Genomic DNA, 14,306 nt, shown 5'->3' with positions numbered 1-14,306 from the left:
AGCAATGCTCCTATCTACATTGAATATACTTTTTACATATATTAAAGAAACCATTCGAGTATAGCCCTTCCCCTAAATTTTAAATTGTTTTTTAAATCATCTAGCGATCCAACTAAACAAGAAACTTCATGGCTCTATATTAATGAATAGAGAGTTTTTGTAGTACCTGAGGCTATTTTGTTAGCAAAGTAACGTATTACCAATAAACGGACTAAAAAAACCTTCTCAATAACTCAATAATGAGGCGTAGTTAGCCTTTATATTTAAGGCGTTGTTGGCTCAACGCCTAAGAGGGGTATTTATTTTTGTTATACAAAAGTGGAGAACTTTTTACACAGGCAAAGACTATGTATTTAAAAGCACAGCGCCGCTTTTATTTTCGCCTAAATGATCATCTTTATTGTAAATTGGGCAACTTTTAAGTGATAAGCAACCACATCCTATACAACCGTCTACTTTGTCGCGCAGGCGTTGCATATGCGCAATGCGCTCATCAAGTTGCGATTGCCAATGTTTTGAAAGTGCTGACCAATCTTGTTTTGTTGGTGTGCGGTTGTCGGGTAGGGTGGCTAAGGTGTTTTTAATTTCATCGAGCGTTATTCCCATCGCTTGAGCTGCTTTTATTACAGCTACACGGCGCAATACATCAGGTTTATAGCGTCGCTGATTACCATTATTTCGCCAGCTCTTAATTAAAAACTTGGTTTCGTAAAAGTGAAGAGTAGATACTTTTACACCACTTCTTTTTGCTACATAGCCAACGCTTAGGTTAGCTTCGGTTAATTTTTTTTGTGAAGCGTCCATTATTTTAATCCTTTAGTTGACCTCAATATAACTTGAGGTTTTAAGCTTCTACCACATTAAAAAAGGGGCTAACTAAATGCAACAAAAATTTGAGCGTAGTACTGTTATTATTTATTCAAGTGCACGAAAAAACGGCAATACCACAGCCCATGTTAATAGCTTTGCCGAGCAAAATAATGTGCGCGTAATTTGTCTGGATGATTATAAAATTGCGCCGTATTGTTATGACAAAAACTATAAAAATGATGACTTTTACGCGCTATTTGAAGTACTTTTAAAGTACGACCATTGGGTGTTCGCGTCTCCTGTTTACTGGTATAACACTACGGTACAAATGAAGTCATTTATAGATAGGATCACAGATTACATGGATGACGAAACCTTGAAGCCGAAGTTACGGGCTTTACGTAATAAAGATTTTTCGTTGTTATCAAACGCATCATCGCTTGAAGCGCCTGATATTTTTGTAGAAATGTTTAAACGAACATTTAGCTATTTAGGTATGCAGTTTATTAACCACCATCATAAAAACACTCAATCGGCAGCATGATAAGCTGCCCTTTTTTCTTTGCTTCTGTTAGTTTTATAAATAGGTTAACTTATTTAAAACACAGGATTGTTTATGAAATACCTATTATTACTTTTACTTATAAGCCCATTTTCGCAAGCGGGTGAAAACCTTATTAAAGACTTTGGTTACTTTTATAGTGTCCCGGAGCATGTTCAGATAAGTGACTCTACGGTATTTAAAATAGCCTTTGATGTTGGTGATGGCGCTAAAAAAGGTGAGCAGAACAATTCAATGAACTCACTTGCACGTTTTATTAATATGCATATAGCACACGGTGTAAAGCCAGATAACATTCAATTAGCGTTAGTGGTACATGGTAGTGCTAGCGTTGATGTATTGGCTAATAGTGAATATAAAGAACGTTTTAAAGCAGATAACAAAAATCAAAGTTTAATAAAGCAATTGTTGGCCAATAACACCGTGGTTTATGTATGTGGGCAATCGGCTACGCATTATAAAGTAGCACCAGAACAACTAATTGAAGGTGTGCAAATGTCACTTTCGGCGATGACAGCACATGCCCAGCTGCAACAGCAGGGTTATACACTCAATCCATTTTAATAATTAACATGACAAAAAATATTCTCTGCTTTGGTGATTCTAATACGTGGGGTTTAAACCCTGTAACGGGAAAACGCTTTGATGAAAATACCCGTTGGACATCGTTATTAAATAAAAATTTAGGGTGTGGCTTTAACGTAATAGAGGCAGGGCAGCCTAACCGCACGTTAGTGCATAATCCACCGTTTGATGGCGTGCTTAATGGTGTTAGTTATCTAAAGCCTTATTTGGATAAGCATGAGATCGACTTTATTATTATTGCCCTTGGTACAAACGATCTTAAAAAACGTTTTAATTTAACACCTAGTTTAATAGCAGATGGGTTAAATGATTTAATTAACTCAATACATATTTATTATCAGCAAGGTAGTACTTTAAAATCTCCTAAAATTATTATTGCTAGCCCACCTAAAATAAGAATCACCGAGCAGTATTCGCGTATTTACGAAGGTGCAGATATAAAAGCAACAGAGCTCTCTAGTGCATTCAAAAGCGTTGGGGCTACTCATAAATGTACTTTTATTGATTTTAATACATTTATTAATGTAACAGCCGGTGATGGGATTCACTTTGAAAGTAATCAGCATTTAACGGTAAGCGCTAAAATCACTCAGTTTATTCAAAATTCGTTCAATAATTCTTAAATCGATCTGTTTGAATTTAATGCGACTTATGCAATCATCTAATAAAGTAGTGATATAAATTAACAACTTCGAGATGCTATGAAAAAGTACCAACAAAAATCTATTATAGCCATTTTAACCGGAGGGTTAGTTTTTGTAATTGGCTGTTTTATTTTGCTCAATTTTGCAGCGCAGCAGTTAACAGCACAAACAAAGTCTGATGCTGAATATATTCTCGGTCATGTAGAAGGTGCAATTGCAGAGAGGCGTCGAATTCTTACCCCATTAAATAAGCTTGCGTTTAAGCAGTGTGACAACACAACCCTTCTTGAGATGCGCCGCGCTTTATTTGATGCAAAATATGTAATTGATATAGGCTTTTTTAAAGGTAACCAGCTAGTTTGCACTACTGGTGCAGGCTTATTAAGTAAACCAATTAACGACAAACAGCCTGACTTTATTCGAGATGGTGAGAAGGTCAGGGTTCGTTTTGAGCCAGAGCTTTATCTATTATTATTTAGTGAGCGCCCTATGGAGGTAATTATAGTCAGACAAGGGGACTATAATTTAATTATGCAGAGCACGCCCTTTACCAACATCGGAATTACTGCGCCAGATTGGGAGGTTATTTATAAAACACCAAATACTTTGCATCATTTAGCAGGTAAAGAGGGGCTATACCAGCAGGTAAAAAACAGCGTTTTCTTTCCTTACGAAACTAACTCAGTTTGCAGTTCTACAAGTAGTCAATATTGTGTAGTAGTGCACTTGCCTTGGAGTCTGTTTTTTTCTAATAATCACTTATTATTAATAATTTCGTTAATTTTAACCTGTTTAGCGGGCATATCGAGTGCGTTAATAGTTGATGCGAGGATTGCTGCACGCCGCTCTACCAATCAACGTATTCGTAAAGGGCTCAAAAAGGGATCATTTTATTGGACTTACCAGCCCATTATTTGTTTGCAAAGTGGCAAGCTGATTGGTTGCGAGGTACTTGCACGTTTTGAAGATAAGTACGGTGCTTTATTTCCAGATGAGTTTATTCCGGTTATTAGAAAAAATAATTTAACTTGGACTTTTACTGAGGCAATGATTGCTACCACAATAAAAGAGTTAACCTCTATAGAGTTATTGCCAGAAGGCTTTAAAGTGTCGCTTAATATATTTCCGTGTGATGTAGAGCTGGGTAATGTGTCGTTACTGCCGCAAATTACAGAGCTTACCAACTCACGCTTTATTATTTGTTTAGAGATAACTGAAGACGAGTACCTTGATACAAGCATTGCGCATGCTCATTTTAGAACCTTAGTTGAATCGGGATTTAACTTATCATTAGATGACTTTGGTACGGGTTATTCGAATTTAAGAAACTTACAAAATTTGAGCTTTCATCAACTTAAAATTGATCGTACGTTTGTTCAAGATATAGCAACTGAGGGCTTAAAAGCCTCTATGATCCCAAATATTATGGAACTTGTGCATAAGTTTAATTATACCTGTGTGGCAGAAGGGATTGAAACCACTGAGCAAGAAGCTATTTTAAAAATGGCGGGTGTGCATTATGGACAGGGTTGGAAGTATGGTAAGCCCATGACGGCGTCTAAATTTAAAAATTATATAACTAATCAGCATTTTTAGATCTCAGCTGCCATACTAAACGTATCATTATGAAATTTATAAATATTAGGTTTATTATGATCAAATTAACATTAAGTGCTTTTGCATTTTTACTACTTAGTGCATGTACAACACAGTATCCAAACCAGCAATTAACAGGTAAACAGTTCCCAAGCATTAGCGGCGAAAGTTTAGAGCAAAGCATGGTGACTATACCCAGCGATTTTAAAGCAGATAAAACACTGCTGCTCATTGGGTACAAGCAAGATAGTCAGTTTGATATAGACCGTTGGTTAATTGGTTTAGATATGGCGGGCGTAACGCTCCCTACATACGAACTACCAACCATTGCCGGGATGGCACCACGTATGTTTAGCACATTTATAGATAGCGGTATGCGCAAAGGCATCCCTAAAGAATTATGGGGTGGGGTAATCACTATTTATAAAGATGGCGAGAGAGTTCAAAAGTTTACAGGTAACCAAAGCCCCAATAACTCACGTGTGGTACTTATAAATAACAGCGGCGAAATTTTATATTTTTATGATCGAGGTTTTTCGGTTGATGCGCTAAATAAACTAAAAGCGAGTATAGAATAATTGATCCTAAAAGTTAGTTTAGGCTAATGCATATTTAAGGCTTTATAAGTTATTAAGTCACTAATCCGATCTGTTATTTATCTTATAAAAGCAATTTTAAAAATAAAATTGATGAAGGTTTTGCATTGATTTAATTGATTTTTATCTATTGTAGGATGAGAAAGAATAACAGTACTTTAATATCAAAATCCCATTGTAAGTTGTATTTGATTTAGGTAATGTAGTGTAAATGTTTCAAGGACGAAATTTATGCCCCATAAAAACTCGGTATTTGTAAAAACAACGTTTCAATCATCTTTTCATTCACACAACTACACCGCTATTTTAAGAACACTACAAGCTTTGTTTGGTGATATTAAAATGGACGAAGTTATTCCTAAAGCTGAGCAGCGCACAAATTATGATTTGTTTTTAATAGATGGTGCTAAAAGCAAATGGCAAGACCTTATTCCGACTGACCTTATTTGTTTAGCTAAACACTATAGCGTTGTCATTTTTAATGTTGATAAAGAAGATGTGTGCGAGCAAAACTTATTGCTTAACCATTTTAATGGTGTTTTTTATAAATCTGATCCACCAGAAGATATTTTTAAAGGGTTACTTCGTGTTAATACTGGCGAGCTTTGGTTTACGCGTAAAGTGATTTCAAAAGCTTTTAACGATATTTTAGCCGTGGCATCGTCGTTTAATAGCTTACACGACGACATTGAATTAAAGCAGGACGATTACGATCATTTAACAAAACGAGAAAAGTCTGTTATTCATTTAATTGCACAGGGGGCGAGTAACAATACAATCGCTGATAAACTTAACATTAGCGACCACACTGTAAAAACACATTTATACAGTGCGTTTAAAAAAACTAACTCACGCAACAGGGTGGAGCTTGCTAATTGGGCGCAGCGCTATATATCGGTTTTGCTGCCAATGGCTAAATAAGAGTAAAGCCACCAATACTTTATTAAAGTTATTAAAGTAAAAACTTTATCCTCTAGATTTTTTATAAGGGTTGGGTTAGCGAAGTACTTTCAACTTACTAATCACACAACCTATAAAGGCTACAATATGTAGCCTTTAGTTAATCCAGGAAATCAGTTTACGCCGATTTTTTAGCCCATAAGCCTTTATCAATACCTTTTGTTATGAGATCTGTGAGTGCTTTTTCTATTGCTTGGGTAACACAAATACTCATAGGTTCATTGTCGCTAAAGCCTGCTTCTGCTTCTGCCAGTCGTTTGTAGCTTACGTATCTAAAAAAGCCTGCACGCATTTCTTGGCTAAGTACTTTTTTGCTGGTGGCTACACTCAATAATACTTGGCCTGTTCGAACATCAACAGCGCGTAAGTATATTGAAATAGCATCTTCACGGTAAAGTTCTGATGCGCCAATACCAAAGTATTCCATACCCAAACCACCTGTTTTCACATTAGTGTCGTAGCTTATGATACCGCCCTCTAAAATGATTTTTGCGGTTGTTAGCGGAGGTAAATCAGCTTGGTTAGGATTATCGGCTTGGCCTGCACGAATAATTTTTCGCTCTGTTAAAATGTTTTGTAAACCTTCACGCTCTACCGGCGTAAACCAATCAGATTCATGTAATGCTTGTATGAGTATTGAGTTAGCACCTTGAGTAACGGCAGTCGAAAATGAGCTAACGTTAGTTTGTGGCTTATATTGACCTGTTTGATCTCTAAATGAGTACACTGATACAGGAATACTCCCGACCGGTTTAGGTAAGTTTTTCAGATCTGCGAATAATTCGGTTGGCTCTAAACTAACTGCTTTTTGTTGCGATGGTGGGATTAAGTTCCCTAGGCTCGCACAACCGCTCAATCCTATTAATATTATTGTTATTAGTAGTTTATACATTATCCAAACCTCGGTACTTCAATGATCACCACGGTGTCATCAATTATATTTGTTATTCTTACTGTAATAGAATCGGTTGTGCTGGTTATAACTTCAATTTGATAATCGCCACTCATAAATATGGAGTCTTGATTGAAAAGGCTATCTTCTATGTCCTCACCAAATGCCATATCGGTAATTTCTCTTACCATACGATTTAAATAGGTGCGCTCTAGAGTTTCTTGAAATTGTTCAGCGTAACCTTTTTCTACTACCGGTGCTTTATGCTTGTTTTGAGCTTGGGCTTTACTCAACAGCATATTTGCATTGAGTGGGTTACCACCAAAGCTTGGGTTAATTGGGGTGTAAATTATTTCAGTTGCTGCTGCTGAAAAGCTTAATGTTGTTATTATTATAAGGGCTATATTTTTCATTTTACCATCCATCTTTAGCCATATCGGGTGTTGACACTGCCATGTTTTCGCGAGCCATTGCATCTATCACTGTATAAACAGCCTGCTCCACACGCTCATTTAAAGGCTCTAGTCGTCTACCTAAATAAGTTGCGTAAACAAGTTGGTTATTCATTATTAACGACAGCTTTGTGCCTGCTTTTGGAATGACCGTTTCTTTAATTTCAATGTTAAAACCTGCAGTTGAAGGGAGATCTCGCCAGTAATTAGAAAACTCAAAATAGAACTGATGACCAAAGCGGCTAATACTCCTATCAAGTAGTAGGCCGTCAATCTCCAACTCTTCAGCGGCATAAGATGCGGGCATTAAAAACAGAGAAAGCGTAAGTAATAATACTTGGTAATGGTTTTTATTATTATGCATAACTAAATGGGGAGAGTTGCTCTCCCCAACCTCAATAATTACATTTGAGTAATAGAAGTCACGTTACCGTCACCAATTTGGGTCACTGAAACAGTGCTGTTGAAACCAATTACGGCGCCTTCAACAATGTTATCGTTACCCATTTGAGTTACGCTAAACGAAACGTTTTCGCCACCTACTAAAAATGCAGGTTGCTCCATTCCAACTACCCAGTTACCTTCGCCAGTTTGTGAAATATCAATGCTGTGGCCATTACCTTCAACCATCATATCAACTACGTTCATTTCACCTGTTTGAGCTAGGTCAATCTGGTTCATGTTGCTATCTAAAATACCTGCAAGTGTAACCATGGCTTCGTTTTGAGAACCATTTTGCATAATATCGATATCGTTGTCGTTTGATGTTAGAGATATATCAGGATATGAAGACTCAACAACAGCAGTGTTTTCTTGGCCAGACTGAATAACGTTAACGTCATTTTCAGACCCATTAAAGTTAACAACGTGTGCTGAATTTGATTCACCTACTTGGTTAATCATAAATTCGTTATCGGTACCTAAAACGCCCATGTAAGAATCATTTAATAAGCCAACTTGTGTAGCCGTTAATTCATTATCGTCACCAATAATATCAACGGTTGTTGAGTTGCTTAAATCAACCTGAGTTACTGTAACTTCGTTGTTTTGACCTTCGAATAAGTTTGATTCGATAGTATTTAAAGAACCTTCTTGGTCTAAATCAATTTCGTTTTCATCGCCTAATACAGCTACAAATGTTACTGCGTTAGTATTGCCTTCTTGTTCAATTGAAAGCTCATTTGCATCGCCTAAAATATCAGTGAAGGTAACAGTATTACGATCGCCGTCTTGTTCAATATCAAGCTCGTTATCGTTGCCTTGTAAAGAACTCACTTTGAAGGTATTCCAGTAACCGTTTTGCTCAAGACTCAGGCTATTCTGATCGCCCATTACAGAGGTTAATTCAGCTTCATGCCACTCACCTGTTTGTAATGAACTGATTTCGTTGCCATTACCTTTCATATCTAAGTTGTAAAACCAATGACCACCAGTGCCTTGCTCTACATCAACGATATTGTCGTCACCAACAATCATGTTGACAGCTTCGTTGTTTACAAAAAAGCCTTGGCCACTTTGCAAAACATTTAGGTAATTATTATTACCAGTAACTTCGGTAATTACACCGTTGGCAACGCCATCTTGGGCATATACTTGCTCGTTGTTGTTACCAATTGTTGTTACGCCAACATAATTACCTGATTGTAATTGAGTAACTTCTGTTGTGTTCTCGTTTCCAGTAGTCGAAACCTCAATAGTATTACTATCTCCCTTTTGCATTAAAATCGCGGTGTTATTATTTTGCGATTGCGCCAATGTCATTGAATTAGCGGTGCTAAGTATAGATATTTTTGTACTAAGTTCTGAGTTTGATGCTGATTTGTTGTCGGTATCTGCATATGAGGCAAAGCTGGTACCCATTGCTATTGCAACAGCACAACTTAAAAGTGATTTATTCAACTTCATTATTTTCTCCTTGAAATATTAAAATCAAATACCCTAAATGTTATAGGTTTTAATAAGGTATTTGTTGTTTCAGCATGCCGTGCCGATATATTTTTTGTGATCCGCTTGCGTAACTTTAGAAGTAGGTGAAGCGTAATATGTGACTATAAATAATTAAGTTTTAATTTGTCATAAACATTGAACTAACAAAGTTTAAGCTCAAATTCATAATCACCCATTAACTGTATTCCCCTATTTCATTTTCTTAAATCATCATTTTTTACCAAATAATTAACCTTTTATTATCATTGGTTTATGTGTGTAACTGGTGGGTTTTAATGTAATAGTAAGCAAAAGCAGTAAAAAAGTTTGACCCTATAATGGGTAAGGTTGTAATGGGGCAGTTCATTAAAATGACTGTGTTTAGTGTTTTTTTTATAGCCAAACTGGTCAAAATTTATGATTTTTAATTCTTTTTAACTTTTTAACTTGTCAAATATCGTATTTACTAGTTTGCTTATAACTTGCCACGTGATCCCTTGTACTTGAAATAGTGAACAAACCCGCTTAGTACTTCTAAGCTAACCCAACTATGGATAGAACAATGAAAACAAAATTATCTATTATTACGCTTGCTTTACTACCTTGTTTGGCTTCGGCTAAATTACCTGATGCAGGAGCTCTTCCACAAGCAGCTGCAAGCAGTGACTCTGTTATTGTTAAATATAAAAAAAATGCAACACCTCAAATGCGTAAACAAGCACGAAGCTTGGTTAAAGCAAAAATTACAGATTTAAATAATGATGAAGTTGATGATAACTTCACATCATTATTCTCAGGTCGCCTTGCTAAATTTAAAGTGTCTGGCATGAGCACTAAAGAAGCTATTGAGCGTTTAAAGTCTCATCAAGCTATTGAATATGTTGAGCCAGATTACCGAGTAAGTATTGCGAGCGCACCTAACGACCCTCGTTTTGATGAGCTTTGGGGCCTAAATAATGAAGGTCAGACCGGTGGTACGGCAGACGCTGATATTGATGCTGTAGAAGCGTGGACTATTTCTACTGGTAGTCGTGATGTAGTTGTTGGTGTAATCGATACAGGTATTGATTATAGCCATAGCGATTTAGCGAGCAATATGTGGGTAAATACCTCTGAAATCGCAGGCGATGGTATTGATAATGACGGTAATGGCTTTATCGATGATATTCATGGTATCAATGCGATTACCAATACTGGCGACCCTATGGATGATGAAGGTCACGGAACGCATGTGTCTGGAACTATAGGTGCGAGTGGTAATAACTCTGTGGGTGTAGTGGGTGTAAATCATGAAGTATCACTTGTTGGTTGTAAGTTTTTAGATGCAGCAGGTAATGGATCAACATCAGATGCAATCAAGTGTATTGATTACATGGTTGGCCTAAAAAACTCTGGTGTTAACATCCGCGTATTAAATAATAGTTGGGGTGGCGGTGGCTATAGCCAAGCGCTGGCTGATGCAATCGAATCAAGTGAAGCTGCGGAGCTACTGTTTGTAGCTGCAGCAGGTAACGACACTATTGATAACGATGTAAACCCACATTATCCATCAAACTACGAAAATGCGAGTGTTCTATCGGTTGCAAGTACTAACCAAACTGATGATATTTCGTGGTTCTCTCATTGGGGCTTAACCAGTGTTGATATGGGCGCACCAGGTACAGCTATTTTATCTACTACACCGGGTGAAAGTTATGCATCGTATTCTGGTACGTCAATGGCAACGCCGCATGTTGCTGGCGCAGCTGCGCTAGTTTTATCTATTAATCCAGAGTTATCTACTCAAGAACTTAAAGATTTATTAATGAGCTCGGGCGATGCTAATGCTGCACTGCAGGGGAAAACGGTAGCCGGTACGCGACTTAATGTTAACCAAGCACTTATTGATGCGGATCCAACTCCTGGTTTTAAAATATCAGCTAGCCCGCTTACCCAACAAATTATAGCTGGAGAGGCTACAAGCTATACATTTACAATTGGCTCAATTGCCGAGTGGGATGAGGAAGTAACGCTTGAATTATCAACAACATTAGGTGGTGCTTATTTATCATCGCTTACAGCGCGCCCTGGTGATGACGTGATACTAAATGTTGAAACCGATACTGATACTCAGTGGGGAGATTACGAGTTTACCGTAACTGCCACTGCGGGTGATATTGTTAAACAGCAATCGGTTGAATTAATGATACAACCATTAGGGTTAAATGACTTTACCTACAGCAGTACTGGTAGCGTAGCAATTCCAGATAATTCTCCACAGGGGATTAGCTCAGTAATTAATGTTTCTGATGATTTAACCGTATTTGGCACAACCGCCGATGTTGATATTACTCATACTTACTCTGGTGACTTAGTTGTAAAACTAATTTCAGCACAAGGTACAGAGGTAACATTGCAAAGCAATGTTGGTGGTAGTAACGATGATATTATTAAGAGCTTCACGTCTAGTGTATTCAATGGCGAAGTAGCAAATGGTGACTGGACTCTTCATGTAGAAGATACTGCAGCCGCTGATACAGGCACAATTAATGGCTGGTCACTTACGCTTAGCGCTATAGGCGAAGTAAGTGCACAACCGCCACGTGCAGGCTTTACTGTTGATACGCAAGGTTTAACAGCCTCGTTTGTAGATACAAGCAATGATGCCAATAACGACATTACACAATGGAGCTGGAGCTTTGGCGATGGCGCTACATCAACAGATTCAAGCCCTGTGCATGCATATGCGCAATCGGGTAGTTACGATGTAGAACTAACTGTTACTGACAGTGAAGGTAATACAGATACATTTACCCAAACCGTTGTTGTAAGTGACGTGACCCTTGAACTGAACTTAAAACGCGCTAACAAAACACGCCTAGGTACGATGCGTGTAGAACTTAGCTGGGAAGAAGTGGGTGCAGAGTCATTAAGCGTTTACCGTAATGGTGAGTTAGTTGATACTACTGCAGATAACGGTCGCTACCGTGATTACGTGCGTGGAGCTACATTACCATCGTACGATTACCAATTATGTGTAACAGAAAATGTGTGTTCGAATATCATCACCGTTTCTTTTGAATAAATCTCACTACTCCTAAAGTAATTTAAGCCCAGCTTTGCTGGGCTTTTTTATGTTTTAAAAAATATAAACTATGCTTTTTTATACGGGTGGGTTTTAAGCCAGTGCTCGGCTATTTGTTCGCGCGTGGCAAACCAAACCTGATCATGCGAGCGGGCATATTCTAAAAACCGTGCTAATGCTTTTATTCTTCCTGGTCTGCCAATTAAGCGGCAATGCAAACCTATCGACATCATTTTTGGGGTGTTTTCACCTTCTGGGTCACCTTCTTCATAAAGCGTATCAAAGGCATCTTTTAAATAATTATAAAACTGATCCCCTGCATTAAAACCCTGTACGGCAGCAAAGCGCATGTCGTTTACATCGAGCGTGTAGGGCACAATGAGTTGTGGCTTACCTTCCTTAATACTGTAAAAGGGCAAATCGTCGCTGTAATCGTCGGCGTCATATAAAAATGTGCCATTCTCAACTACAAGGGCTGCGGTATTTGGGCTAGTTCGGCCGGTATACCAGCCTTTGGGCTTTTTACCTGTAAGCTTTTTAATGGCGTAAATGGCTTGTTGCATATGTTCGCGCTCGGTTTGTTTATCTATATTTTGATAATTAATCCAGCGCAGGCCATGGCTTGCAATCTCGTGGCCTGCTTCAACAAAGGCTTTAGCTACATCGGGGTGGCGCTCAAGGGCCATCGCCACTGCAAAAATGGTGACCGGTATATCGTATTTTTTAAATAAACGCAGTAACCTCCACACTCCCGCGCGCGAGCCATATTCGTAAATAGACTCCATGCTGATATGGCGGTCTTCTACATGGGGAGCACTGACTATTTCTGATAAAAACGTTTCAGCGGCTGCATCACCATGTAATACACAGTTTTCGCCGCCTTCTTCGTAATTTAATACCACTTGCACGGCAATACGTGCTTTATTGGGCCAATTTGCATGAGGCGCATGTGGGCCATAACCAATTAAGTCTCGTGGGTAGTTTTTAAATTGCTCGCTCATTTTATTGCTCCTTTTTAAGTGCCGTGAGCCAAAACTCGAGCGTTTCGCGCTCTGCGTCTGTCATTTTTGTCATATTAGCCAGTGGCATGTCTTTAGTTATTACGGCGCGAGTATGCACAAGTACTTGCGACTTTTTCACCTGTTCAATTGAGTCGAGTTTAAAGCCAAGTGGCGCTGTTTGAAAAAGCTCAGAGGTAGGTGTTTCGCTGTGGCACTGCGTACAGTGTTTGCTGATTATATCCCACGCTTGTGCGTCGGTAATACTTGCTTGTAAAGGCGCGTTTTCGTCTGCATTTGTTGTACTGCTGGGCCAAGGTGCTATTGCTAGCATAAGGGCAAAAAATGCTGCAATACCACTTATAAGTACTGAAGGTTTATTAACGCCTTGATGTTTTAAGTTAAAGTAATGGCGTATCCACATACCAATACCAAACAGCGCAATTAAAATAAGCCAGCCAAAATTGTGGCTATACGTGTAAGGAAAGTGATTGCTAAGCATAATAAATACCACAGGTAACGTGGCGTAGTTATTATGTATCGAGCATTGCTTGGCTTTTAGTCCTGGGAGCGATTCGGGAATACGGCCGGCTTCTACTTCACTTACCATATAGCGTTGCCCTGGCATAATAATGTGATACACATTACCCACCATACACGTGCCAATAAGCGCACCTACATGAATATACACAGCGCGGTCGCTAAATAATTGATCAACCCCAAAAGTCCATAGAGCTAATAAACCAATAACTACAGCAATAAACACTTTGCCGTTTTCAACCAGCGGGGTTTTACACAATAAACGATAAATACCATAGCCTAAGCCAATAAAACCAAGGGATGCGCCAATAGCTGCAAATTTACTTAGCTCACTTTTACTGTTATCAATTAAATACACATCGGCGCCAACATAATAAAGTAAGCTAAATAGTAATATACCGGTGATCCAGGTTGTGTACGCTTCCCACTTAAACCAATGCAGGGTATGAGGCATTTGTTCAGGGCCATTTTGATACTTAGCCACTTCGTAAAAGCCACCGCCATGCACGGCCCATAAATCGCCTTTTATGCCTTTATCTATTTTCCATTGCGGTGGTGTTTGTAGGTTGTTATCAAGCCATGCAAAATAAAATGAAGCGCCAATCCAGGCTATACCAGCAATAACATGAAAATAACGCAGTACTAAATGAGCAAGCTCAAATAAATAGTTTTCCATAACAG

The 14,306-nt window shown here is 38.4% G+C and carries 14 protein-coding genes; 7 read left to right on the top strand and 7 right to left on the bottom strand.

Translation table 11 applies throughout. The features are described 5' to 3' along the window. Nucleotides 1-345 precede the first annotated feature (345 nt). Nucleotides 346-804 carry a redox-sensitive transcriptional activator SoxR gene (gene soxR / locus I6F54_RS13725; protein WP_197141848.1) on the bottom strand — a complete coding sequence of 153 codons (459 nt, stop codon included), beginning with the start codon at nt 802-804 and terminating at the stop codon, nt 346-348. Nucleotides 805-880: 76 nt separating this feature from the next. Between soxR and I6F54_RS13720 the strand changes: the two genes are divergently transcribed. From I6F54_RS13720 to I6F54_RS13695, 6 genes are all read left to right on the top strand, one after another. After that, nucleotides 881-1,354 carry a flavodoxin family protein gene (locus I6F54_RS13720; protein WP_197141846.1) on the top strand — a complete coding sequence of 158 codons (474 nt, stop codon included), beginning with the start codon at nt 881-883 and terminating at the stop codon, nt 1,352-1,354. Between the two features lie 72 nt (nt 1,355-1,426). Further along, nucleotides 1,427-1,936 (top strand): DsrE family protein, encoded by a 510-nt coding sequence (locus I6F54_RS13715; protein ID WP_165729401.1) that lies wholly within the window; start codon nt 1,427-1,429, stop codon nt 1,934-1,936. Nucleotides 1,937-1,944: 8 nt separating this feature from the next. Beyond that, a complete protein-coding gene (locus I6F54_RS13710; protein WP_197141844.1) occupies nt 1,945-2,580 on the top strand; it encodes an SGNH/GDSL hydrolase family protein in 636 nt (211 codons plus the stop codon). Nucleotides 2,581-2,658: 78 nt separating this feature from the next. After that, nucleotides 2,659-4,197 (top strand): EAL domain-containing protein, encoded by a 1,539-nt coding sequence (locus tag I6F54_RS13705; RefSeq protein WP_197141842.1) that lies wholly within the window; start codon nt 2,659-2,661, stop codon nt 4,195-4,197. 56 nt (nt 4,198-4,253) lie between these two features. Then, on the top strand, nt 4,254-4,775 hold the full coding sequence (locus I6F54_RS13700) for a hypothetical protein (protein ID WP_197141840.1): 522 nt from the start codon (nt 4,254-4,256) through the stop codon (nt 4,773-4,775). Nucleotides 4,776-5,024: 249 nt separating this feature from the next. After that, nucleotides 5,025-5,714 (top strand): response regulator transcription factor, encoded by a 690-nt coding sequence (locus I6F54_RS13695; RefSeq protein ID WP_007584415.1) that lies wholly within the window; start codon nt 5,025-5,027, stop codon nt 5,712-5,714. A 157-nt stretch (nt 5,715-5,871) separates the two neighbouring features. Here I6F54_RS13695 and I6F54_RS13690 read toward each other — a convergent pair whose 3' ends face one another. From I6F54_RS13690 to I6F54_RS13675, 4 genes are read right to left on the bottom strand one after another with little or no spacing between them, the layout of a single operon-like run. Beyond that, complete coding sequence (locus tag I6F54_RS13690) at nt 5,872-6,645, bottom strand: CsgG/HfaB family protein (protein WP_007584410.1); 774 nt, start codon at nt 6,643-6,645, stop codon at nt 5,872-5,874. After that, nucleotides 6,645-7,070, bottom strand: coding sequence for a curli assembly protein CsgF (locus I6F54_RS13685; protein WP_007584408.1), 426 nt, complete (start codon nt 7,068-7,070; stop codon nt 6,645-6,647). The genes I6F54_RS13690 and I6F54_RS13685 overlap by 1 nt, the downstream gene beginning before the upstream one ends. After that, on the bottom strand, nt 7,060-7,461 hold the full coding sequence (locus tag I6F54_RS13680) for a curli production assembly/transport protein CsgE (protein ID WP_007584407.1): 402 nt from the start codon (nt 7,459-7,461) through the stop codon (nt 7,060-7,062). The genes I6F54_RS13685 and I6F54_RS13680 overlap by 11 nt, the downstream gene beginning before the upstream one ends. Before the next feature lie 38 nt (nt 7,462-7,499). After that, nucleotides 7,500-9,002: a curlin gene (locus I6F54_RS13675; protein ID WP_197141838.1), complete on the bottom strand. Its 1,503-nt coding sequence runs from the start codon at nt 9,000-9,002 to the stop codon at nt 7,500-7,502. 583 nt (nt 9,003-9,585) lie between these two features. On the opposite strand from I6F54_RS13675, the gene I6F54_RS13670 reads away from it, so the two are divergent. Beyond that, nucleotides 9,586-12,087 (top strand): S8 family serine peptidase, encoded by a 2,502-nt coding sequence (locus tag I6F54_RS13670; protein WP_197141836.1) that lies wholly within the window; start codon nt 9,586-9,588, stop codon nt 12,085-12,087. Nucleotides 12,088-12,155: 68 nt separating this feature from the next. On the opposite strand, the gene puuE is transcribed toward I6F54_RS13670, so the two are convergent. Further along, a complete protein-coding gene (gene puuE, locus I6F54_RS13665; RefSeq protein ID WP_197120126.1) occupies nt 12,156-13,088 on the bottom strand; it encodes an allantoinase PuuE in 933 nt (310 codons plus the stop codon). A gap of 1 nt (nt 13,089) precedes the next feature. Further along, complete coding sequence (locus I6F54_RS13660) at nt 13,090-14,301, bottom strand: urate hydroxylase PuuD (RefSeq protein ID WP_197141834.1); 1,212 nt, start codon at nt 14,299-14,301, stop codon at nt 13,090-13,092. Nucleotides 14,302-14,306 lie beyond the last annotated feature (5 nt).

The sequence above is a fragment of the Pseudoalteromonas sp. SWXJZ10B genome, from assembly GCF_015864475.1.
In the GTDB taxonomy this organism is placed as follows: domain Bacteria; phylum Pseudomonadota; class Gammaproteobacteria; order Enterobacterales; family Alteromonadaceae; genus Pseudoalteromonas; species Pseudoalteromonas arctica.
The sequence above is the reverse complement of the archived record's forward strand: the minus strand, read 5'-3'. Positions and strand labels throughout refer to the sequence as shown.

Excerpts from the sequence above, each read along its gene's own strand:
- soxR (WP_197141848.1), bottom strand. The coding sequence starts at position 804 with ATGGACGCTTCACAAAAAAAATTAACCGAAGCTAACCTAAGCGTTGGC.
- I6F54_RS13720 (WP_197141846.1), top strand. The coding sequence starts at position 881 with ATGCAACAAAAATTTGAGCGTAGTACTGTTATTATTTATTCAAGTGCA.
- I6F54_RS13715 (WP_165729401.1), top strand. The coding sequence starts at position 1,427 with ATGAAATACCTATTATTACTTTTACTTATAAGCCCATTTTCGCAAGCG.
- I6F54_RS13710 (WP_197141844.1), top strand. The coding sequence starts at position 1,945 with ATGACAAAAAATATTCTCTGCTTTGGTGATTCTAATACGTGGGGTTTA.
- I6F54_RS13705 (WP_197141842.1), top strand. The coding sequence starts at position 2,659 with ATGAAAAAGTACCAACAAAAATCTATTATAGCCATTTTAACCGGAGGG.
- I6F54_RS13700 (WP_197141840.1), top strand. The coding sequence starts at position 4,254 with ATGATCAAATTAACATTAAGTGCTTTTGCATTTTTACTACTTAGTGCA.
- I6F54_RS13695 (WP_007584415.1), top strand. The coding sequence starts at position 5,025 with ATGCCCCATAAAAACTCGGTATTTGTAAAAACAACGTTTCAATCATCT.
- I6F54_RS13690 (WP_007584410.1), bottom strand. The coding sequence starts at position 6,645 with ATGTATAAACTACTAATAACAATAATATTAATAGGATTGAGCGGTTGT.
- I6F54_RS13685 (WP_007584408.1), bottom strand. The coding sequence starts at position 7,070 with ATGGATGGTAAAATGAAAAATATAGCCCTTATAATAATAACAACATTA.
- I6F54_RS13680 (WP_007584407.1), bottom strand. The coding sequence starts at position 7,461 with ATGCATAATAATAAAAACCATTACCAAGTATTATTACTTACGCTTTCT.
- I6F54_RS13675 (WP_197141838.1), bottom strand. The coding sequence starts at position 9,002 with ATGAAGTTGAATAAATCACTTTTAAGTTGTGCTGTTGCAATAGCAATG.
- I6F54_RS13670 (WP_197141836.1), top strand. The coding sequence starts at position 9,586 with ATGAAAACAAAATTATCTATTATTACGCTTGCTTTACTACCTTGTTTG.
- puuE (WP_197120126.1), bottom strand. The coding sequence starts at position 13,088 with ATGAGCGAGCAATTTAAAAACTACCCACGAGACTTAATTGGTTATGGC.
- I6F54_RS13660 (WP_197141834.1), bottom strand. The coding sequence starts at position 14,301 with ATGGAAAACTATTTATTTGAGCTTGCTCATTTAGTACTGCGTTATTTT.